The organism is Mesorhizobium sp. M0701 (assembly GCF_040320365.1).
In the GTDB taxonomy this organism is placed as follows: domain Bacteria; phylum Pseudomonadota; class Alphaproteobacteria; order Rhizobiales; family Rhizobiaceae; genus Mesorhizobium.
The window spans coordinates 24,946-45,951 of sequence record NZ_JAMYPO010000001.1; the positions used below are offsets into that span (position 1 = coordinate 24,946).

Annotated in this window: 26 protein-coding genes; 8 read left to right on the plus strand and 18 right to left on the minus strand. The window is 59.6% G+C overall.

Annotated features, from left to right (window positions below):
• Window positions 1-65: 65 nt before the first annotated feature.
• Both NKI24_RS00130 and NKI24_RS00135 read right to left on the minus strand, forming a co-directional pair.
• Window positions 66-944, minus strand: coding sequence for a nucleotidyltransferase family protein (locus NKI24_RS00130; protein WP_352742699.1), 879 nt, complete (start codon window positions 942-944; stop codon window positions 66-68).
• A 10-nt stretch (window positions 945-954) separates the two neighbouring features.
• Entirely contained in the window at window positions 955-2,196 is a 1,242-nt protein-coding gene (locus NKI24_RS00135; protein WP_352742701.1) for an SAVED domain-containing protein, read from the minus strand.
• A gap of 111 nt (window positions 2,197-2,307) precedes the next feature.
• Here NKI24_RS00135 and NKI24_RS00140 point away from each other — a divergent pair, with 111 nt between their 5' ends.
• Together NKI24_RS00140 and NKI24_RS00145 are read left to right on the plus strand one after the other, a co-directional pair.
• Window positions 2,308-2,628 carry a helix-turn-helix domain-containing protein gene (locus NKI24_RS00140; protein WP_352742703.1) on the plus strand — a complete coding sequence of 107 codons (321 nt, stop codon included), beginning with the start codon at window positions 2,308-2,310 and terminating at the stop codon, window positions 2,626-2,628.
• Window positions 2,610-3,521, plus strand: coding sequence for an ImmA/IrrE family metallo-endopeptidase (locus NKI24_RS00145; protein ID WP_352742704.1), 912 nt, complete (start codon window positions 2,610-2,612; stop codon window positions 3,519-3,521). Before NKI24_RS00140 ends, NKI24_RS00145 begins: the two co-directional genes overlap by 19 nt.
• Window positions 3,522-4,057: 536 nt before the next feature.
• Here NKI24_RS00145 and NKI24_RS00150 read toward each other — a convergent pair.
• The 5 genes from NKI24_RS00150 to NKI24_RS00170 are packed head-to-tail and all read right to left on the minus strand — an operon-like array spanning window position 4,058 to window position 5,338.
• Window positions 4,058-4,378 (minus strand): hypothetical protein, encoded by a 321-nt coding sequence (locus NKI24_RS00150; RefSeq protein ID WP_352742706.1) that lies wholly within the window; start codon window positions 4,376-4,378, stop codon window positions 4,058-4,060.
• On the minus strand, window positions 4,375-4,617 hold the full coding sequence (locus tag NKI24_RS00155) for a hypothetical protein (protein ID WP_352742708.1): 243 nt from the start codon (window positions 4,615-4,617) through the stop codon (window positions 4,375-4,377). The genes NKI24_RS00150 and NKI24_RS00155 overlap by 4 nt, the downstream gene beginning before the upstream one ends.
• A gap of 25 nt (window positions 4,618-4,642) precedes the next feature.
• Complete coding sequence (locus NKI24_RS00160) at window positions 4,643-4,786, minus strand: hypothetical protein (protein WP_352742710.1); 144 nt, start codon at window positions 4,784-4,786, stop codon at window positions 4,643-4,645.
• Window positions 4,761-5,078: a hypothetical protein gene (locus NKI24_RS00165; RefSeq protein WP_352742712.1), complete on the minus strand. Its 318-nt coding sequence runs from the start codon at window positions 5,076-5,078 to the stop codon at window positions 4,761-4,763. The genes NKI24_RS00160 and NKI24_RS00165 overlap by 26 nt, the downstream gene beginning before the upstream one ends.
• Window positions 5,075-5,338, minus strand: a complete 264-nt coding sequence (locus tag NKI24_RS00170) for a hypothetical protein (protein ID WP_352743070.1) — start codon at window positions 5,336-5,338, stop codon at window positions 5,075-5,077. The genes NKI24_RS00165 and NKI24_RS00170 overlap by 4 nt, the downstream gene beginning before the upstream one ends.
• Window positions 5,339-5,832: 494 nt before the next feature.
• Here NKI24_RS00170 and NKI24_RS00175 point away from each other — a divergent pair, with 494 nt between their 5' ends.
• The 5 genes from NKI24_RS00175 (at window position 5,833) to NKI24_RS00195 (ending at window position 8,971) form a co-directional block, all read left to right on the plus strand.
• The gene (locus NKI24_RS00175; protein WP_352542955.1) at window positions 5,833-6,147 is read left to right on the plus strand and encodes a co-chaperone GroES; all 315 of its coding nucleotides are present in this window, start codon (window positions 5,833-5,835) and stop codon (window positions 6,145-6,147) included.
• A gap of 112 nt (window positions 6,148-6,259) precedes the next feature.
• Complete coding sequence (groL, locus tag NKI24_RS00180; protein WP_352742714.1) at window positions 6,260-7,903, plus strand: chaperonin GroEL; 1,644 nt, start codon at window positions 6,260-6,262, stop codon at window positions 7,901-7,903.
• A gap of 280 nt (window positions 7,904-8,183) precedes the next feature.
• Window positions 8,184-8,369, plus strand: a complete 186-nt coding sequence (locus tag NKI24_RS00185) for a hypothetical protein (RefSeq protein ID WP_352742716.1) — start codon at window positions 8,184-8,186, stop codon at window positions 8,367-8,369.
• Window positions 8,370-8,516: 147 nt separating this feature from the next.
• Window positions 8,517-8,711 (plus strand): hypothetical protein, encoded by a 195-nt coding sequence (locus tag NKI24_RS00190; RefSeq protein ID WP_352742718.1) that lies wholly within the window; start codon window positions 8,517-8,519, stop codon window positions 8,709-8,711.
• Window positions 8,712-8,788: 77 nt separating this feature from the next.
• Complete coding sequence (locus NKI24_RS00195; RefSeq protein WP_352541463.1) at window positions 8,789-8,971, plus strand: hypothetical protein; 183 nt, start codon at window positions 8,789-8,791, stop codon at window positions 8,969-8,971.
• Window positions 8,972-9,508: 537 nt separating this feature from the next.
• Here NKI24_RS00195 and NKI24_RS00200 read toward each other — a convergent pair.
• The 10 genes from NKI24_RS00200 to NKI24_RS00245 form a co-directional block, all read right to left on the minus strand.
• The gene (locus NKI24_RS00200; RefSeq protein WP_352742721.1) at window positions 9,509-10,333 is read right to left on the minus strand and encodes a 3-methyl-2-oxobutanoate hydroxymethyltransferase; all 825 of its coding nucleotides are present in this window, start codon (window positions 10,331-10,333) and stop codon (window positions 9,509-9,511) included.
• Between the two features lie 136 nt (window positions 10,334-10,469).
• Window positions 10,470-11,249 carry a TIM barrel protein gene (locus NKI24_RS00205; RefSeq protein WP_352742723.1) on the minus strand — a complete coding sequence of 260 codons (780 nt, stop codon included), beginning with the start codon at window positions 11,247-11,249 and terminating at the stop codon, window positions 10,470-10,472.
• Between the two features lie 6 nt (window positions 11,250-11,255).
• Entirely contained in the window at window positions 11,256-11,564 is a 309-nt protein-coding gene (locus NKI24_RS00210) for a MocE family 2Fe-2S type ferredoxin (RefSeq protein ID WP_192180180.1), read from the minus strand.
• 11 nt (window positions 11,565-11,575) lie between these two features.
• A complete protein-coding gene (locus tag NKI24_RS00215) occupies window positions 11,576-12,535 on the minus strand; it encodes a sugar phosphate isomerase/epimerase family protein (RefSeq protein ID WP_352449068.1) in 960 nt (319 codons plus the stop codon).
• On the minus strand, window positions 12,532-13,536 hold the full coding sequence (locus NKI24_RS00220) for a Gfo/Idh/MocA family oxidoreductase (protein WP_352742725.1): 1,005 nt from the start codon (window positions 13,534-13,536) through the stop codon (window positions 12,532-12,534). The genes NKI24_RS00215 and NKI24_RS00220 overlap by 4 nt, the downstream gene beginning before the upstream one ends.
• A gap of 85 nt (window positions 13,537-13,621) precedes the next feature.
• Window positions 13,622-14,467: an ATP-binding cassette domain-containing protein gene (locus NKI24_RS00225; protein ID WP_352449066.1), complete on the minus strand. Its 846-nt coding sequence runs from the start codon at window positions 14,465-14,467 to the stop codon at window positions 13,622-13,624.
• A gap of 122 nt (window positions 14,468-14,589) precedes the next feature.
• Window positions 14,590-15,609 (minus strand): ABC transporter permease, encoded by a 1,020-nt coding sequence (locus tag NKI24_RS00230; protein WP_352743072.1) that lies wholly within the window; start codon window positions 15,607-15,609, stop codon window positions 14,590-14,592.
• The gene (locus NKI24_RS00235; protein ID WP_352449065.1) at window positions 15,609-16,691 is read right to left on the minus strand and encodes an ABC transporter permease; all 1,083 of its coding nucleotides are present in this window, start codon (window positions 16,689-16,691) and stop codon (window positions 15,609-15,611) included. Before NKI24_RS00235 ends, NKI24_RS00230 begins: the two co-directional genes overlap by 1 nt.
• 68 nt (window positions 16,692-16,759) lie before the next feature.
• A complete protein-coding gene (locus NKI24_RS00240; RefSeq protein ID WP_502901421.1) occupies window positions 16,760-17,704 on the minus strand; it encodes a sugar ABC transporter substrate-binding protein in 945 nt (314 codons plus the stop codon).
• A 112-nt stretch (window positions 17,705-17,816) separates the two neighbouring features.
• On the minus strand, window positions 17,817-18,860 hold the full coding sequence (locus NKI24_RS00245) for a sterol desaturase family protein (protein WP_352449063.1): 1,044 nt from the start codon (window positions 18,858-18,860) through the stop codon (window positions 17,817-17,819).
• Between the two features lie 192 nt (window positions 18,861-19,052).
• Between NKI24_RS00245 and NKI24_RS00250 the strand changes: the two genes are divergently transcribed.
• Window positions 19,053-20,087: a LacI family DNA-binding transcriptional regulator gene (locus tag NKI24_RS00250; RefSeq protein ID WP_352742728.1), complete on the plus strand. Its 1,035-nt coding sequence runs from the start codon at window positions 19,053-19,055 to the stop codon at window positions 20,085-20,087.
• Between the two features lie 277 nt (window positions 20,088-20,364).
• On the opposite strand, the gene NKI24_RS00255 is transcribed toward NKI24_RS00250, so the two are convergent.
• Window positions 20,365-20,805, minus strand: coding sequence for a hypothetical protein (locus tag NKI24_RS00255; protein ID WP_352742730.1), 441 nt, complete (start codon window positions 20,803-20,805; stop codon window positions 20,365-20,367).
• Between the last annotated feature and the right edge of the window lie 201 nt (window positions 20,806-21,006).

Here is a 21,006-nt window from a genome sequence, read left to right on the forward strand (position 1 = left end):
CCGCCGCAGGGTGGCTCGAAGTTCGTCAAAGGCCGAAGGATTTGTCTCGAACCAAGGCCTTTCCATCACGCCTCATCTGCCCACGGAGGAGCGGCGGCGCCGACGGTAGCCGCAGCGGCGGTCAGGGCGGGGACGCGCGGCAGGCCGCCCGCCTTCTTCTCCACCTTGCCGAACACATGCTCCCAGCCGTACTCCGCTGCGGTATCCAGTGTGTCTTCGGCCACAGAGCGCAGCTTGTCGCGGACCTTGTCGGTCAATGCGAACGAGAGATCATTCCCCGTCGGGTTGGCTGGATCCTCGATGGTGAGGTCGTCGATCTCGTCGACGAACGCCGTCAGCACACGCTCGAAGCGTTCCTGCAGCATCCCCGCCTTATTCCCGCTCAGCACCGCTATGATCAGCAGTTCCAGCGGGAAGGTTCGAATCAGGATGCCGTTGCGCGTGCGCCACAGCTTGCCGAGTTGGATCACGTCGGTGCAGCCGCTGTCGCGGACATAGGAGATATGGGTTTCGAGGTTAGTCTTGAGACGCTCCTTGTCCCCCTCGTTCTGATGCAGGAACACGTCCGTGCCGGTGTCGTCAATGTAACGGCCGGGCACGATGTCGACGTAAAGATCCTTGCCCTTCTTGGATTTCAGCCGCAGAGCCGAACGCTTGCGCTCGACGATGTATTCGTCCTCCAGCATCTCGGCGACGTTGTTGTAAATCTCTTCGAGAGTTTCGCCGGGCCCGGTGTCGTCGTTGTCGAAGTAGCAGACCTCGTCGAGGTCATAGTCCTCGCGGATCATCGTGCCCTTCGCACGCGATCCGCCGTGCGTGAAATCCGGATCGGAGTCCGGGAAGGCCTCCCTGAGCAGCGCTTCGACCTTGTCGCGCTCCTCGTCCAGTGCGGCCAACTGGTCGCAGCCTTCTTCCATCTTCTGGCTCTTGAGCAGATCCTTCAAATAGACGTTGTCACTCATAGTGGTTCACCCTGATCCTTTCCGCGAAACCGCCCACCCGTTTATCGAAGTCGTAGACGGCCAAGGCCGGGTGCGCCTTGGGCAACAAATCAAGGCCGAGCGAAATCGCCACGGGGGCCGCGACCGCAGGAAAGACGTGAATCACTTTGTGCGTCGGATGACGCCGTACGAGATCGCCGAGCAACTGGCGGTAGGCAAGCCGGAAAGCATCGAGATCGCGGCGCGTGCGCAAGAAGCCGGGATTGGGCGCGACATTGTCGAGCGTCAAACGGTAGATCCAGAACGTCCCATCGACCGATGGCGGTAGGGCGGCTTCCGAGATCGCGCCGCTCAAGGACAGGATCACCGCGATGTTGTCGGCGACGCTGCCTTTGCGCACCACGTCGACCACGTACACGGTCGAGGCTTCGCCTGCATGCCACGTCCAGCGGTCTGACTTGTCGCGATGGCTCTGAAATAGATCGGTTTGCACAGTGTTGCTGAGCGCATTGCCAAGCACGACCAACAAGGGGATCGGCGCCATGCCGAACACTGACAGATGCTTCACCGCGCTCATCGGGCCCTCATCGACGTAGACCGCCCGGACACGCTCGCGCAGCTTGCGCGCGGCGAATTGGTAGTAGTCGGGGTCCATTTCGTCGCCAAGATCGGTGAGATCAACAACATGAAACTGCGACGATGCCGGATAGCGAGGACGCAGCGCAGCGACGACTTCGTCCTTGCCGATTTCGACAACGCGCTCACCAATGCGGCTCTTGAGCGTTAGCACGTTGGTACGCAGTTCGGGGCCGAGTTCGGCCAGCATGTGGATGCGGTCTTCGTGCTCGCGCTTGTGCGCCAGCAACTCCTCGCGCGGGTAGGCCTCGGGATGCGTGTCGATGTTGTGGTGGCACTCCGCGCAGAGCAGCATTAAGTTTTCGATGCTGTTGATCTCGGCCGGCCGATCCGCGACGTCGCCGCGCGGACCCGCCGCGCGGAAGGCAACAATATGCGCGGCCTCGCTGAAGTTGCCAAGGTCCTTGGTCAGGGAATGCTCGAACAGGAACTTGTTGCAGCCCCGGAACTCGCAACGGCCCGCCGACAGCGCGGCCAGGGTGGACCGGGTCAACTCCGGAACGCCGCGAGCCGTCACGACCGGCAAGGTGTCGTCACCCTCCACTGCAATCGCCCGTTTGAAGCCAAGCTTGGCTGTACCGCGTTCCTTCGGACTGGGTTTACGCTTCTGAATAGCCAACTCAAGCTCCGTAAGACAATTTTGTTCTATATATCGAACGAGCGTTCGCTTTTCAAGGCCGGTTTTGTGCGGTATATATCGAACGACCTAATCCACTGTGACTGAGGGAAAATGCCAACGACGCTAAGCGAGAAGCTCAGAGAACTCAGAAAGAAGAGGGACTGGTCCCTCGACGACCTGGCCCGCGAGGCGGGGGCCAGCAAGAGCTACCTGTGGGAACTCGAAAACCGCCCCGAGAGAAAGCCGTCTGCGGAAAAACTAGCCGACATAGCACGGGTGCTCGACGTAACCACCGAATACCTGCTCGACGAGAACGCCACGTTCGACGACGCGCAGCTGAAGGAAGTGTTTTTCCGCAAGTTCAACCGGCTCGAACACGACGACAAGAATCGGATCATGGACATGATCGACACTTGGGCGAAAAAGAAATGAAGCTTCCGACGACGTGCGACGGCTGGGCCACGCGCGTCTCGGCCCTCGTCAAGGCGGCGACCGACGCCTTGGGCGTAGCGCGCTTCCCGATCCGCATCGCGCCCATAGCTGCCGATTACTCGCGCAACCTCTATCCCAAAGAGCCGATCACTATCGTGCAAGGGGATGATTTCGGCGAGCGGTTCGAAGGTGCGCTCGTGCCCAAGGGCAACGGAGAGTGGGGTATCTTCTACAACACCGGCCTTCGCTCAAAAGGCCGGATCAATTTCTGCCAGGCTCATGAGTTCGGACACTACCTCCTCCACCGCCATCTGAGTGGAAATCCGTTCTATTGCTCGCGTAAGGATATGTGGGCTTGGAACTCCGACTATGGCCGGATGGAAGCCGAGGCCAACCGCTTCGCCTCAATGGTGTTGATGCCGCCTGATGACTTTCGCATTCAGACCTATGATTTCAGAAAGCCGACCCTCAGCCAGTTCGAGGCCCTTCGAGAGCGTTACGAGGTCTCGATTACGGCGGCCGTCCTCAAGTGGCTGGACATGACCAGGCGGCGCGCGATGCTCGTGGTCAGCAAAGATGGCTTCATCGACTGGGCACGCAGCAGCCCGGCGCTCTTCAAGTCGGGTGTGTATTTCCCGGCAAAACAGTTGACCATCCCCTTGCCTGGGGGCTCGCTTGCCGCCATCGGACGGAAGGCTGGCACACGCGAAATTGACCACCTGGCCGGCGTCTGGAACGCCGATGAGCCGGTGTTTGAGTCGGTGCTGTTCGATGAGTATCGTGACCTTGCACTGTCGCTTCTCATCTTTCCCGTCGATGGGCCAGGGCGCTGGGATAATAGCCATGATGAAGAGTCTGGACTGATGGACACGTTCGAAGCGTTCCAACGGTAGGTTCCTGGGCGTGTAGTTTATCCCGCGACGCACTCGGATACTGCTAGCCTGGAAAAGTGAGCCGATAGCGCCTGGCTGATTGAGCGTCGGTATCACGACTGGGCGAAGCAGCGGCAGGCGCTTGAGTAATCTTCTGGCAGACTCAACTACGGCTACGGGGCAGGAATTTGCGTTGATCCGATTGTTTCCAAAAAGGCAGCCGCCTCTGGCGCAACCGAGATCTCCAGCGTGGCCATCGGCAATGTCTGCTTTCAGGCGGCGGCAAAGCTGACCTCAACGACGACTATGAGGCGCGTTGCAGACCGGCAGCCTGGGGCCGGAAACAGACGGTCCGGTTCTGGAAGCCAGAAGGCGCCATTCCACCTCCATCTTGGCCGCAACGACGCTGCTAGCCGCTACTCGACTGCGGCACCGCGTTGGCCGCTTGCTCCAGGAGGCGACATTCCGGTCTTACCAGAACGATCGTGATCGGGTGCCTACCTACCGAAAATCGCGCACTTCATCGAATCTCCGGCTGGGGTTGGGAAAGGAGAGCGTCATGATTGGCCCGCCGCTGCCTCGTGTGGGACAATTGGCGGCGCCGCAAGCCGCGCCCTCCGGTGCTCGGCATTGCGGTGGTTGAGGGACAACATGCTGCGCGTCGCATCCGACCGGCTGAGGCCGGTCATCGCACCACCGTCGATCAGCGCCGGAATTCCGCTGAAGACATGATAGACGGTCCAGGACCGATCCGCTTCGACGCGGCGGCCATACTGACGGTCCGCGAAGTCGCGTGCCGATGCGCCACCCTCATTTTCCCAGGCCGCAAGCCCGGCGGTGTTGCGCTGCCGATCGGTTTCGTTGCTATAGGCATTCATGGCGTTAGTCTTTTCTCATTGATCGCTTCCGTGGCCAGAACGCCGGAATAGAGCGTCGCGCCATTCGCGTCGACGATGGTCATGGCGTCCGGCTGCTGGGGCATGTTCAGGGTTTTTGCCAAAAGCCTGGCGACCTCGATCGCATGGTCGAGGTTGGCCGCTTGCGCCGTCTCGCGCCCGACTACGGCATGCGCGTCGTCCGAGTTTCGGGTGCGATAGAATTCGATCACGATCTTCATCGTCATCCGTGCCCGTGTCGCGACGTCAGTTCTTGCCCTTGCCGCGCCGGGCACTGATGTTGGCGGCAAGCCTGGTCTGGGCGCCGAATACGCTTTCAGCCTTGGGCGGGACCTTTTCCTGCTTCGGCTTCCTGATCTCCCGGCTAGATCGTTTCTGTCCCTTTGACATGTTCGAAGATCCTTTCGCTTAGCGTTATGCTGTCACCCGGCGACGTGTCGACCGGTTCGAGACTGTCCTGCGTCGCCACCCGTTCATGAAGTTCGACGTCGCTGCGGATGCGGTACTGCAGCGAATTTCCGCTCGGCGGGAGCGTTGCTGTGACGCGGTAGATTTCCGCGGCCTTTGGAAACGTGCCGATGCCGCTCTTCAGCCGGATAGCCTGTCCGACGGCGAAGAGATGCGTTGCGGCTTCGCGGCGGACCGGGCGTGAGTTGCGTTGCATCAGGGTTGTGGTTCTCATGATTGTCTCTCGTCCAGCTCCAGCGAGGCTTGAAGCAATGCCGGTTCGATCGGCACCATCTGCTGCGTAGCACCGCTCGCGGTGATCGCCGGCAGGTGAATGAAGGTGGCCACGCGGCGCCATGCGATCTGGGAAGTCCCTTCGAGGGCCTCCTCGTCATGGTCGACCCGATACTCTCCGGGCGGTTGCGGTTGATCAAAGCCGGGCAGCGAAAACGCCGACTTGAAGCGAACGACTGTATTTGTGGTGCGGCTGGTCATGAATTGCGGCTTTCCGCAGAAACGGGCGGCTGCGCTTTTCCGTATCATTCCCACTCGAACCGCTGGGACGATGCCCGACGCTGCCAGTACATCCGTGGTCAGCATCGGTTTCATTCCAGGGTCCGAACGGAACTAAATGTGCGCCGGACCGGCGCATGCACTCGTTTTCGAGAATTCGGTGGTGAATGGCGAGGGCTCTGACATAAAGCCAACTCGACCCAAATCAACGAATTTTGCATATGCGCCTCAATTGAGTTCCAAACAAGGTCGCGGCCCTCTTTATTTGATCTTTGAAATAATAACCTGCATCCGCGAAATTCAATCCGGCAGAAAGTTTTCCTCCCATCCGAACGAATTTCTGCGCGTCTCGAATTATATCATTCGAATTCTTGGCCATTGGCCAGAAATAATTCTGGCACTCCTATCTATCGAGTGCCAACGCGCCTATATCAGGGGTAGCGGCCGCCTATGCTGGCCCCAGAAAGAAGTTCCCCATGAAATTCCGGCCACTCCACGATCGCGTCGTCATTCGCCGCGCCGAAGGCGACACCAAATCCAAGGGCGGCATCATCATTCCCGACAATGCCAAGGAGAAACCACAGGAAGGCGAAGTGATCGCCGTCGGCCCGGGCGGACGCGACGAGAATGGCGCGCTTGTTCCGCTCGACGTCAAGGCCGGCGACCTGATCCTGTTCGGCAAATGGTCGGGCACGGAGGTCAAGATCTACGGCGAGGACCTTCTGATCATGAAGGAGGCCGACATCATGGGCGTCATCGACAAAGCTGTCGAAGCCAAGAAGGCCGCCTGACTGGAGCGGCGCGTGTCCCTCAAGGCGCGCAAAGGTCGCTCCAGTATTTGAAGAACAAGCGCAGCGCGTTCCGCGCGGCGACCGTTCCACTCCAAATTCGACGGGATAAAAAATGTCTGCCAAGGAAATCAAATTCGCCACCGATGCCCGCGACCGCATGCTGCGCGGCGTTGAACTCCTCAACAACGCCGTCAAGGTGACGCTCGGCCCCAAGGGCCGCAACGTCATCATCGACAAGGCCTATGGCGCGCCGCGCATCACCAAGGACGGCGTGACGGTGGCCAAGGAAATCGAGCTCACCGACAAGTTCGAAAACATGGGCGCGCAGATGGTGCGCGAAGTGGCCTCGAAAACCAACGACCTCGCCGGCGACGGCACCACCACCGCCACGGTGCTGGCCGCTTCCATCCTGCGCGAGGGCGCCAAATTCGTTGCCGCCGGCATGAACCCGATGGACCTCAAGCGCGGCATCGACCTTGCCGTCAGCGCCGTCGTCCAGGAAATCCAGGCGCGCGCCAAGAAGGTCAAGTCGTCGGCCGAGATAGCCCAGGTCGGCACCATCGCCGCCAATGGCGACACCAGCGTCGGCGCCATGATCGCCAAGGCGATGGACAAGGTCGGCAATGACGGCGTCATCACCGTCGAGGAAGCCAAGACCGCCGACACCGAGCTCGACGTCGTCGAAGGCATGCAGTTCGACCGCGGCTATCTCTCGCCCTATTTCGTCACCAATGCCGAGAAGATGCGCGCCGAGCTGGAAGACCCTTACGTCCTCATCCACGAAAAGAAGCTCGGAAATCTGCAGGCACTGCTGCCCATCCTCGAAGCCGTGGTGCAAAGCGGCAGGCCGCTGTTGATCATCTCCGAGGACGTCGAGGGCGAAGCGCTGGCAACGCTGGTCGTCAACAAGCTGCGCGGCGGACTCAAGGTAGCGGCCGTCAAGGCGCCTGGCTTCGGTGACCGCCGCAAGGCGATGCTGGAAGACATCGCCGTGCTCACCGCCGGACAGATGATTTCCGAGGATCTCGGCATCAAGCTGGAGAACATCACCATAGACATGCTCGGCCGCGCCAAGCGCGTGCTGATCGAGAAGGACACCACCACGATCATCGACGGCGCCGGCGAGAAGACCACCATCCAGGCGCGCGTCCAGCAGATCAAAGGGCAGATCGAGGAAACCACGTCCGACTATGACAAGGAGAAGCTGCAGGAACGTCTCGCCAAGCTGGCGGGCGGCGTTGCAGTCATCCGCGTCGGCGGCGCCACCGAATCCGAGGTCAAGGAAAAGAAGGACCGCATCGACGACGCGCTGAACGCAACGCGCGCCGCGGTCGAGGAAGGCATCGTCCCGGGCGGCGGCGTCGCTTTGCTGCGTGCCAAGTCGACGCTGAACGGCCTGAGCGGCGCCAATGCCGATGTGACGGCAGGCATCTCGATCGTGCTCAGGGCCCTTGAAGCGCCAATCCGGCAGATCGCCGAGAATTCCGGCGTCGAAGGTTCGATCGTCGTCGGCAAGCTCGCCGACAGCAAGGATCACAATCAGGGCTTCGATGCCCAGAACGAGGTGTATGTCGACATGATCAAAGCCGGCATCGTCGACCCGGCAAAGGTGGTGCGCACCGCGCTGCAGGACGCCGGCTCGATCGCCGCCCTTCTGATCACCGCCGAAGCGATGATCACCGACATTCCGGCTCGGGATGCCGCACCGGCAGTTGGTGGTGGCGGCGGCGGTGGCGGCGGCAGCATGGGATACTGAGACCTTGGCGTCCGGAGAAGCCCGTGCGTGAGCCGACGCTGCTTCCGGTATTCGGCAGACTTGGGGTCAAGCCGCCGGTCGGCGTTGCGGCCACTCCGGGCAGGAGAATGAAGAACGGGGTACCCCGCATGCGGGAGGGCATCTCACGGCACGGGGGCCTGGCTTTGAAGGTGTGCGTGGTGCTGTGGACAGTCGTTGTCCTGGCGGCAGTCTTTGTCATTGTGCAGGCCTGAACCGATCGACACAAATTGGTGCCGGCGAAAATGAATAGGACGCGACTATGGCAAACCGCTACGCGTTTCGCATGGACCGCCCGGACAGCTGGACCGTTTTCGACGTTTTCACCGGCCAGCCCGCCGAGTCCGATCACAAGATCATGGTCGGCATCAATGCCGGCGAAGCGGACGAGATGGTCGGCCGGCTGAACGATGAAGACCCCAAGCGGCGGGAACAGGCCGGCCGCTGAGCTAGCACACCGGCGAGCAAATTCGCCGGAATGATTCGCTAAGCACCTGTGCGGGGCGTACAGTCCGTTGTCGCCGGCCACAGAACAATGGGCACCGGCGCTTGAGAGCGTCCATCGTACTCCCGCCCCCTCGATGGGAGCCGCATTATGGACAACGATCAATCGGCCGATGTGATTTCGACTTTTGACTGCAATATGCTGCGTGACGCGTTCAGAACATCGGTCATTGAAAAGCAGATCCCCGAGGATCAGTGGCAGGCATACGCCGCGCTTTTGATCCGCGACTATACCGGCAACTCCGATTTTAATCCGGCGTTGCTGGCCTGGATCGTGCGACCGTAATTTTATCGCCGTGCAAGGTGCCGGGACGGACAGCCGCTCCGCGCTCTCTTTCATTTTTGCCTAAAAGGACAATAAGCATGAGGTACATGAAAACTCCGGACGCTCCGGCCATACCGGTCAAGCCAATCGTCGAAACTGGAAAAATCCTGTCGAAGCGGCTGACGATCAGAAGCGACGAAGCAACAAGACGAAAGTCCGCCGACACCGACGGCACGGTGCGGCGGGCGCGTCAAATTGCGGAAAGCAACCGCCTGATTTGATGCCCCTATGTCCCTTTGGGCAAAACCCGGACATCATGCAGCCCAAGCCGATCGTCAGCTTTCAGGAAGTCGCAAGAACTGATCTTCTACGGCCGACCTGCGCCCGAAACTCTTCGCGAAAGCAGAAAGTCTGCCTTCAGCATGATTGGGTTAGAAAGAAGACCTTTACACCCAGCGTAATCTCGACCGGCTTGCGCGTTACCTCGGTTGTGTCTGGTTCCGTCGACTTAGGAGATGATTTCGGAAGCAGTTCTGCATTTCTTTGAAAGACCTGAAGCCAAGGCGCGGAGCGAGGCGAGATAACGTTGTCGTTGACACTTTGCATCGGCGTGCGATCGACGCGGCATTCTCGAAAGCAACGTAGTCTGGCTCCGCGAACATCACGCGAGCGAGAGTTTCCAACTTCGCCGGAAGGATCAGCTCCCTCTTGGCAATCAGCATTTTGAGTTCAGCAAGCGTTGGCGCCTTCGTGTTGCGGACTTCGACTTGACTAACACCCGCTCGTGAGCAATCCGGATAGCCCCGCACGCATGGTTGTCATCCTTTGGCTGCTCGCATGAAGCTATCGAAGTCAGCGTCCCCAATCGGAACTGTATGTTCGTAATCGGGATACCGGCCAGAATCGACGTCGGCTTTGTATTCCCTGAACGCCGCCACGCGCTCGTCTTGCATCTTCTGCAGCTCAGGGCCGAGGTTTCGGTAAACCTTTCCGTGCCGCGGCTTATGGTTCTTGCCATAGCCGCATACATCCTCTGTGAAGAGGTATTGCGCATCTGCATGCTTGCCGGCGCCCATGCCAAGCATCACCAGCGACGAGTTTTCGGTCAGGAATTTCGCCACCCGGTCGGGGACGACTTCCAGTTCCGCCCCGAAGACACCAATCTCCTCGAGTTTCTGGGTGTGCCGCCAGAGGCGTATCGCTTCTTCCGCGCTCTTTCCGACTGCGCGCCAACCGGTCCAGGTGATGTACGAAGGGATCAGGCCGATATGCCCGACGACAGGGAGGTGGTTGTCGCAGAGCGCCTTCTGGATGTCGTAGGACGCGGAGCAGTAGAAGGCGTCGCCACCAATGCCGGCAAAGTGGAAAGCCGCACGCAGATAGTCTTCTGCCGTAGCCAGCGGACGGCCAGCAAAGCTGCCCCAGCCGCCGTAAGGCAGACCGACTTGAACGAAACAGTCGCCGGCTGCCTGTCGCATTTCCTGGTCAAAGTATCGGCCCTCGATGGAAAGCATGTGAATGCCTGCCGCGGCAGCGGCGGCTGCCTCGTCGGGCGTGCTGACGAAGAGCATGGATATCTTCTGTCCATTCCTCTTCATCTTTCGGATATCCTCGACATGAGGACGGTTGTGATACATGGCCATAATCAGCCTCCACTGCAGGTCAGGTGGACTTGAAAGGAATCTGCGAGCAGCGCTCGATCGGAAAGCATGGTCGGACAGGGCCGCCCTTGATCATGACGCCCGCCCCGCATCGCGCCGATGAGCATCCCCGCATGGCTCACACCGTAAAAGCCCGCCGGAAAGCGACCAGCGCTGCCTCCGGATCGTTTTGGGCAAAGGCTTCCAGACCCACCGGCCCGCGATACCCCATGTCGAACAGAGCTCTCGCGATGTTGGGCCAGTTCATCTCGCCTGTTCCCGGCTCGCAACGACCCGGATTATCGGCCACCTGCACCTCGCCGATGAAGGGCAGGCATTTCTGACACCAGCGCACGATATCGCCCTCGCCGATCTGAGTGTGATAGAGGTCGAGATTGATCCGCAGTTGGGGTCTATTGATCGATGACACCAATGCCAGCACCGCTGCCGTCGAGCCGAAGGGGCAGCCCGGGTGGTCAAGCAGGTTCAGGTTTTCAAGCGTGAAGACGACATGTTCGGCCTCGGCCATGTCGCAGATACAGTTCAAGGTGTCCCGCGCCATCAGCCACATGAGGCCGGTCTCGAGTTCGGACTTCACAATAGGAATACCGCCTTCGCCGAGACCGGTGCCGTGCAGGTTGAGCCTGGCAATCCCGAGGCGCTTTCCGACTCTTGCGGTCTCCAGGGCGGACTTCAAGAGCATGTCGGCGCCCTCGTCGTCGGCGAGCCTTCCTTCGAGGTAGCCGTTCATGATCGTGAAGGTCGCCCCCGACTTCTCGAGCGCTGCGAGGTCATGGTCCGGCCAATTCCACAATCCGACGCCGAAACCCATCTCATGCAGACGTGCGACGCGCCAAGCCATCGGACGATCAAGCCAAAGCATCTCGGCGCAGGCGGCCAACTGGAAGGGTTGGCTCATGATGGCTCAAACCTCGACCATGACGCGGCCGTTCTCGACCTTCGTCTTGTAAGTTTTGAGGTTCTCGCAGGCCGGGGGCGTCTCTACTTCGCCAGTCGTGAAGTCGAAAACGGAAGCATGCTTGGGGCACTCAACCGTATTACCCATGACAAGACCGTCGGCGAGGTGGATCTTCTCATGCGTGCAAAGCCCGTCTGTACAATAGTATTCATCCGCGTCGTTGCGGAAGATCGCGAAGGTACGGCCGCCATTCTCGAAGCGCTTGGCTTCCTCGGCTTCGATTTCGTCAGCGGCACAAGCGTCAACCCAGGGCATTGAGTCCCTCCTCAGATATCTTGCGGTTTGAAGTCTGCGGGAGCTGACGGCATCACGCTCTGGAGGAGCGCGACGGATTTTTCGAGCCCCTCCAGCGAGTTCAGAAATACGTCCTCGTGCTCGATGGAAAGCCAGCCGTCGTAGCCAGCCATCTTGAGCCGATAACAGAATTGCCGCCACCACTCCTCACCATGGCCGAACCCGAGCGTGATGTAGCTCCACGAGCGGGCCGGAATGTCCATCAGGTTGCCATTCTCAAGCAGCGAGGTCGTTGCCTGGACTGGCCGGTTCAGCATCGTGTCCTTGGCATGGACATGATAAACGGCCGCGCCCAGCGCTTCGGCAGCAGCGAGGGGATCAGCACCCATCCAGAACAGGTGCGACGGGTCCAGATTGGCGCCCACGACAGGTCCTACCGCTGCTCGAAGCTTCAGGAGCGAGGGCACGTTGTACACGCACTGATTGCCATGCAGCTCGAGCGCAATGCGCTCGACGCGGTTTTCTTTCGCCAGCGCCACGATCCCGGTCCAGAACGGGATCAGCTTCTCTTCCCACTGATATTTCAGGACGGTCTGCGTTTCCGGCGGCCAGGACGAGACGACCCAGTTCGGCATGCTGTCGCTAGCGCTGCCGGCCGGCAGACCGCTCATGGTGCAGACGGTGCGAATGCCCATCTCGCCGGCCACGCGGATCGTGTCTTTCAACCCTTGGCCCTGGGCCGGATCAGTTGGGTGCAGCGGATTGCCGTTGGCGTTGAGGCTTATGATCTCCAGGCCGCGTTCCTCGAAGGCTGCAGCAATCCGCTTCTGCGCTTCCCTGTTACCCAGCATGGACGAAAGCCGGAAATGCGGGGCGGTCGACCAGCCGCAAGTGTTCACCTCGATGCCGGATACCCCCATGCGCTGCGCATGATCAAGCACCGCGTCGAACGGCAGATTGCCGAGACTGTCTGAAACGAAACCCAGCTTCACGCGTAGAACTCCGGCTTTGCAATCATCTGGACAGGCGTACGACGGGCTTCCTTCAGCGCTACCACGCCGGCCTCGGCAACGACGGCGGCGCAGTAGCCGTCCCAGCAGTCCGAGGCGGTCGCGGGGAACTCACCAGTCATGACGAAGCGAAGGAAGTCGCGGTTCTGGCGGCGATAGGCATCGTAATAGCGGGTGCGCCAGTCGGCGTCGTAGCTTGTGCTTTGGGTAAGCGCTGCCTCCGTGCGGGTGTAGGCAACGTTGTTGGTTGCCACGGCGCCGTTCTCGCCAATCAGCTCGGCGCGAACGTCATAGCCATAGGCGGCGTTGTTGTTGATCTCAATGTTGACGAGCTGCCCATCCACCGTTTCCAGCACCATGACGACAGGTGCCACACGCGCGTCCGAGCGGCTTGGCTGGAATGCAGAGATGGCAGCATATTCGGTGCCGAGCACGTAACGCACGACGTCGAATTCGTGCGGGGCCGAATTGGTGATAGCCATCGCGCCGGTGAAGTCGGCCGCAGGCGTTTCAACATTGCGGTGAAAATTGTGCATCATCAGCGCCCGACCGAGATGACCATTATCGAGCGCCTGCTTCATTTCCTGATAGGAGCGGTCGTAACGCCGCATGAAGCCGAGCTGGACGAATTTCGCCCCCGCTTTCTGTTCGGCTTCCATCACCGCGATGCAGTCAGCCGATGCTTGTGACAGCGGTTTTTCGCATAGGACGCGCTTGCCGGCGGCTATGCAGGCCATCGAAAGCGGCGCATGCGTGAAATCGGGACTCGCAATGATCACGGCGTCCACGTCTTGCCGCGTGATGGCGCCCTGGGGGTCAGTGGCAATGTCGATAGCGCCATACGCGCCGGCAACAGAACGAGCGCGCTGCTCATCCATGTCGCAGACCAATTGCAGGGTTGCGCCGGGCAGTTCCTCGGCAACTATCTTGGCATGATCCGCGCCCATCAAACCGGCGCCGATCACTGCAATGCGGATTGTCATTTGTGTCCTGCTTTTGCTCTTCGGATTAGGGCAACGGCCAACTCAGCGGCATGGAGCCACGCCTGGTTGGCGCCTTTTAAGAAATCTACTGAGCGGCTGGGCCTCCCAACACCTGGAGGGACGGCGGATGGCCTTCATGCTCGGCCATGTAACCCTCGACCTGGGCTTCGAGGTCGGCCATGGTCTCGCCGCCTGCCATCAGATCTGTGATCTCCTCGCGGGACCGTTGGCCTTTGCGGAAATCGGCGGCGATGGCGCCGCGGATCAGCACCGCGAAATGATCGCCGACGGCCATGGCGTGCATGACCTGGTGGGTGATGAAGACCACGGCCAGGCCGCGCCTCTTCGCCTCGTTGACGATACGCAGCACGTGCGAGGCCTGCTTGACGCCGAGCGCTGCGGTCGGTTCGTCCAGGATCAGTAAGCGCGCTCCAAAATACACAGCACGGGCAATGGCGAGCGACTGGCGCTCGCCGCCGGACAGTCCCCCAACCAGGCGGTCACCGTCATCAATGCGGGTGATTCCGAAATCGCGTACCGCTTTCACTGCGATTTCGTTGGCGCGCTTGCGGTCGTAGATCTTGAACGGTCCCCAGCCTTTGGTCGGCTCTACGCCGACGAAGAAGGACCGCCCGATGCTCATCAGCGGGAAGGTGCCGCCGAACTGGTGCACTGTGGCGATTCCTTGTGCCTGGGCCTCCCGAGGTCCAGAGAAGGTAACCGGCTGACCGTCCATCAGTATCTGGCCGCTGGTGGGTTTGTGGACACCGGCGAGCGTTTTGATGAGAGTTGATTTGCCGGCGCCGTTGTCACCGAGCAGACAAAGCACTTCGCCGGCGCGTACCCTCAGCGAAATATCGTGCAGGACGTCGATTGGTCCGAAGGACTTGTTGACGTTCCTCAGTTCTAGAATGGCAGGTTTGTCGTTCATGGCGGGCACATCTCCCATCTGCGATCCGGCTGGCCTGACACTGTTGATCGGCGAGGAAATTGAAGGTCGATGCTCGTTAATCGATGCGAGCCCATTGCTTAGCTGCTGTAGCAGATCATTTTTCATGGGTTTGCTGGCTCCCGCGGCACGCTTCGCTCGCGCCGCGGCCTGAAATACAGAGCCAGGTCGCGGAAGGACTGGTTCATCATCACCGCCACCAGAAGTATCACGCCGATGATCAGATTCGACCAGTTTCGGTCAATCTGGGTGAAATAGATGCCCTGGCTGACGATGGCGAAGGTGATGGTGCCGACGAAGATACCCACGACCGACCCGAAACCGCCGGTCAGCAGCACGCCGCCCACGACCACGGACACGATGGCGTTGAAGATAAAGCTCATGCCACCGGAGACCTGGGCGGAATTGAACAGGATCGCCTGACAGATCCCGACAAAGGTGGCGCTGACCGCGGACAACACAAACAACGCAATGGTCACGCGGTCTGTCGGAATGCCGGCGTTGCGGGCGCTGACGCGGTCGCCGCCCATTGCAAATAGCCAGTTCCCGTAACGGGTCTTGTGCAGAACGAAGCCTGTGACAACAGCGAAGGCGACCCACCAGATTATGATGACCTGATGACTGCCGCCGATCAACTGGCCGAAGAGGAATTTGGCCCAATCCGGTGCGGTCAGGGCAACGCTGGCATTACCGGTCAGAAGCACCGAAGCACTGAGCACCACCCCCTGCATGGCGACCAGGGTGGCCAGAGTAATGATGAGCGAGGGCACGGAGGTACGGATCGTCAGCAGACCGTTGACCAGGCCTACCGCCACGCCGACTGCCAGCGCTCCAGCTATCCCTACCCCTATTGGCAGTCCGTAGTAACCGGTGAGTATGGCAGTTGTCATCGAACCAACTGGGATCAGAGCGCCGATGGAAATGTCTAGTTCACCTGAGATCATTAGCAGCCCGACGGGAATGGCGACGATGCCGAGATTGGCCGCGAAATTGACCCAACTCGCCGCGCCAACGAGCGTACCCAGGTGGGCGCCGCCGAATAGAACGAAGAACAACACCACGCCAATAAGACTGAGGATCGAGCCGGCTTCGGGACGACGCAGTACGGATTTGATCACGTCCATCATGGCTGCTTTCCTCTCTTCGAAGAATAGCTGAGTGCCAATTGCCGGAAGGTGTCGTTTGTCAGCACCGCGATCAAAAGAAGCGCGCCGATTATGATGCTTCCGATGTTGGGATCCAGGCTGGTGAAGTAGATGCCCTGGTTCACGATCGAGAAGGTAATCGTGCCAAACACGATGCCAACGATCGAGCCAAAGCCACCCGTGAGCAGAACGCCCCCGATGACCACACACATGATGGAATTGAAGATAAAGGACTGACCAGCCAGAACCTGCGCACTCTGATAGACCATCACCTCGCTGACCCCGACGAAAGCGGCATTGAAGCCGGATAGCATGAACAGGCCGATGGTCAGCCGTTTGGTCGGAATGCCAACGTTGCGCGCACTTTCCTTGTCGCCACCGAGTGCATAGATCCAGTTGCCCAGTGGGGAGATGTGCAACAGCCAGAACAGGCCAATCACGAACAGCACCCACCACAGGATCGTGACTTGGAACATGCCGCCGAGATAGTCGCCGAAGATTGCCTTGGTAAGCGGGTCTGGCACCAGTGACACGCCGGTGCTGCCGGCGATCTTGACGGTGAGACCTAGCGTCAGGCCCATCGTGAGGAACATGGTGCCGATTGTGATTATGAGTGACGGGATGGTCGTTCTCGTCACGAAGAGCCCGTTGAGGAGGCCGACAGCGAGGCCGAGGCCAAGCGCGGCCGTTATGCCAAGCCAGTCGGGCAGCCCATAGTGACCCGAGATGATGGCAGCGGTAAGCGACGCTGCGGGGATCACGGCGCCGACCGAGATGTCGAGTTCCCCGGCGATCATCAGCAACCCTATCGGCATTGCGATGATCCCAATCTCGGACGCGATGTTCAACCAGCTGGCCGTGCCGGCTGCCGATAGGAAGCCGCTTCCGCCGAACAGGCCAAAGAAAAGCAGAACCGCGACCAGGCCGAGGAATGAGCCCGACTCTGGTCGACGCGCCAGCCGGCCGAGGGCGAGTCCGGACCGCGTGGGGTCCGCCGCCGGGATCGATGTGGAAGTCACGGGATGTGCCATTGGGTAATCCGCGAGCGGGCGGCCAGCCACGATGAGGCCGCCGCAGGGAGATGGAATGGCCGCCCCCGCTCCATGCGAGGGCGGCACTGAACAAAGGGCTATCGCGTCCCGGCTTTCACACCAGCGATGGTAGCATCTACGGAAGCCTTATCGATGATGCCGGGTCCAGTCAGGATCTCACGAGTGGGCACGGTGAGGCCGTAGTTTACATTGCCGTTCAGGATCGCCACGGCGAGGTAGCCCTGCAGGTAGCCTTGCTGATCAATCGCGCAGGCCTGTTTCCCATCCTTGATGTTGTTCAGGATGGTCTCGTCGAAGTTGATGCCGCAGAGATGAACCTTATCACTTTTTCCGGCCTGGGTGAGGCCGTTCATGGCGGAGTTGGCGTCAACGTTACCGATGGTGAACACGGCGGTCACGTCCGAGTGCTGCAGCAAATAGGCCTTCACAGCCTGCGCAACAGCTGTAGCTGAACCGAACGACGTGGCGGGCAAGGGCAACACGTCGGCCTCGCCGCCGCCATTCTTCATCCCCTCTTTGAAGCCACCACAATAAGCTTCGATATTGGCGGCACCCGGGAGGGTGTTGATGCAGACGCCTTTCTTGCTGCCGGCTTTGGCCAGGTACTCGCCGCCCGCGACGCCACCCTTGTAGTCGTCAGAGCCGACGTAGTTCAGCGCGCCGAGGCGATCGGCCGCCTTCAACCCGCCAGCATTGTAGATGACCAGTGGAATGCCGGCATCCTTGACGGCCTTGAACGCAGGATCCATTGCTTCTGGCACCCAGTCCGGACCGACAATGGCATCGGCTTTCTGGTCGATGGCCTGCCGGATCAGCTCGGCAGCATCCACACCCAGATTGTCATAGTTCTGGGGACCGAGCCAAGTGACCTTACCGCCCTGGGCCTCGACCACTTTGCCGGCGTCTTCGGCGCCCCGCTTGACGATCGACCAAAACGGATCGTCCGGCTTGCCGCCGATCACGAAGATGTTGGCGGCAAGTGTCACCCCGGTGCTGAATGCAGTCAGAACCGTTGCCGATATGAGTGTCTTTAAAAGCTTCACAGTAGTCCTCCCAGGTTTCACCCGCTCTGCAGGTGTTCAAATTAAGTTCTGCTGCCCCGCGCCCTCTCCTCATAGGCGCTGATGCCTTTCGTCACTCCGCCGGCATACCCGAGCCTGCCCCAGGGGCTTGCTGCTTGGCGCGTAGCTTCTCTTTCTTTTTGAGGAAGCGCGCCTTCATCGCGTCGTCGGCCTCCTTGCTGCCGTCGTGCCAGGTACCGAACAGCCTATCGAGCGGCACGAGACCGTCTCCGCCATAGTTCACCTCGAAGTACTTGTGGTGCAGGTAATGCACATAAGAGTGGCTATCGAGATTCAACTTGTCGGTCAGTTCAAACGTTTCGAAGCCAAGATGACCGTTGACCGCGCCAAAGCCGGCGCCGTGCAGCGTGAAATAGGCGCAGACCGGGTTGGATGGGATCAGCAGGTGCAGCCACGCCTCGGCGTGATACAGGAAGCCTTCCACGGGGTGCATGGAAAGAGACGACCATGGGCTGGGGTTGATCGAATTGTGGTGAACCGAATGGACCCACTTATAGACAGGTGGCCAGTGGATCGCGCGGTGCAGCAGAAAGAAATAAACCTCGTGAACAAACGGCGCGAGCAACACCAGGAAAGACAAGTAGAGCCAATTGGTCGTCCAGGGCAGCCAGACCGCCCAGCTGTTGGCGTAGACCCACAGCATCACGATTTCGACCACCGTCCACAGCGGAATGGTGACAAAGAAGGACCGCAGGAAATTGTCTAGGTTCTGGCGCTGGAACCAGAAAACATCGGACGGCACATCAGACGGAAATTTGGCATTGTATTTGAAGCGCGTGCCCTGCCGGCGATGAACGTAGAAGCGCAGCTCGAAGAAGCCATAAAACAGGAAAATGCCGGCGGCGTTCAGACCGTAAAGCCAAAAATAGTTGAGCACCGACAAGCTTGCCAGGCTCTGCCAGTTCGGGATGAGAAAATTCACCCAGAGGAGCGATGTGGCGATGTGGAAAGCATTCCACGGCCAAAAAAAATCAGGGAGCCAGGCGATGACCTTTCTTGCATTGAACGGACGATGCCACAACGGCGCCGGTTCGGCGCGGCGGTGCGGCGCCCAATTGCCGCGCTTGTCGCGTGTCCCATACTGAAGGTCATCCATCGTAACAGCACCTCCGTGCTCGGATCAGTCTTGTGCGTGTGGGTCTAGCCGCCGGGAGCCATCATCAGATCATATCCCTAGCTGGCACATTTCATATCGGAGGGTTGATATTTGTAGTAGTCGAAAATAATATCAAAATGACATTTGTATCATTTCGGCTCAATCATCATGATACAAACGAAGGTGAGGTTCATGACTCGGCCGACAATTCGCGATCTCGCTATCGCCGCAGGCGTATCCACAGCGACGGTAAATAGAATTCTGAATGGGACCGTTTCCGTGCGCCCGAAAACTGTTCAACGCGTTCAAAGCGCTGCGGCAGAAATAGGATTCTACGGCATCGGTGCGATTGACAACCGAGCCCGTCAGCTATCACCACAGTACCGATTGGGGTTCCTGCTGCAGCAATCGACCCGTGACCTCTACCAGCTGTTCGGAAAGAAAATCGTTGCCGCCTGTCGCGATCGCCGGGACGAGGTGATCGAGCCGGTTATCGACTTTGTGGATTTGCTGACACCGGAGACGATCTCGAGCCGCCTCGTCGCGCTCGGCGAGTCGTGCGACGCTGTCGCTGTAGTCGCCGCAGATCATCCGATCATTGGCCAAGCCATCCGTTTTCTGAAGGAGATCGGGAAACCCGTCATCTCTTACATTACCGACCAATCAGCGCCGGAACGAGCGGCGTATGTAGGCACCGACAACTGGAAGCTGGGGCGCACCGCAGCCTTCCTGATCACCCAGACCACACATGGCCCTGGTCGCATTGCGGTGTTCATAGGGAACCACCGCTATCAATGCCAGGACGTCGCAGACGCCAGCTTCCGGTCCTATTTGCGCGAGCATGCTCCGCGGCTAACAGTGGAGGAAAGTCGCCCGACGCATGAGGAATCGAGTGAGGCGTACCGCATGGTGGCCGAGTTGCTGAAGGCGACTGACGACCTTGTGGGCATTCTGATCGTCGGCGGCGGAATAACCGGCGTCCTCCGTGCGCTAAGGGAGGCAACTCTCGAAAAGCGGTCGGGTATCAAGCTGGTTTGCCGTGATATTGGACCCGAAACCCGAAAGGGACTGTCTGAAGGGTTGATCACTGCAGCTCTCTGTCATCCGCTCGACGCAACCTCGGCCTTTCTTGTCCAAACCATGATTGATGTCATTGGACCACAAGCACCGTTCGCCACCCTTCAGCGGTCAATTCCATTCGAAATAGTCACGCCGGAAAATATCTGAGGCAAATGTCAGCTAGGGGTCGCCCCTTCGGGCGTTCTGCGACCCCATCAGAATGTCCGCTTTCAGCTCACGCGCAAGCCGACCTCAACGTCCGACATTGGGCGCAAAGCTGCCGTTCGCGTCGTGGATAGCTTTCGGGTCAGACTCTCCCGCTCCCTACCGGTCTTTGCAGCACCGAGACAGGCCCATCACGCCCGACACTGTAGAAAATATCGCATGCTCTCCGAGTGGGGGGAAAGGCGGTAGCGCTCTCCCGCTACCAAATCCTAAAGATAAATCAGATACATAGAGATGTACCGGTGCCAGTCGTCTCATTGTAGCGGGTCGCGCGATTTTGCAATTTTGACACCCGGTTTTGCAGCAGGGCGCTTCTCTCAAGACAGGGCGATCCGATAGCTGCGAGGGCCATGACGTTTCGGTGCTCTAGATTGCACTCCCGTACAAGCCTCGAGACAACATCCCATCGAAGCGGTGGCTCTCCTAAGCTTTCTTCAGAAATTCCGTCCGCAGAACCAGATTGCCTTTGTGCATTCAGCCCGTTGAGGAGATCGGCGAGTTCCTCGGGATCGTGCTGGTTCATTCCAACGATGGTTCGGCTGCCCATCTCGGCGGGCCGCCCGGCACGAGCATCATTGACGGTCCAGGTGCCGGTCGGATCCTGAAAAGGTCTGTAGCCCGCGGCGGCTCCAATCGAATGGCCGGCCGAGATAAGGCCCATTGCCCCATCACGCGCAATCCGAGATGGCTGGCGACAAGACTGGCCGTGACGGGAATGGCCGCATGGCTTTGGTTCGAGGCGCAGGGCGTATCGCCCGGTTTTCTACAGCCTCAAGACAGATGCGTCACGCATCATTAATTGAATGCGCCCCATTTTAATATATGCTGCAAGACGTAGAGATAACATCTCAAAGCTGAGCAA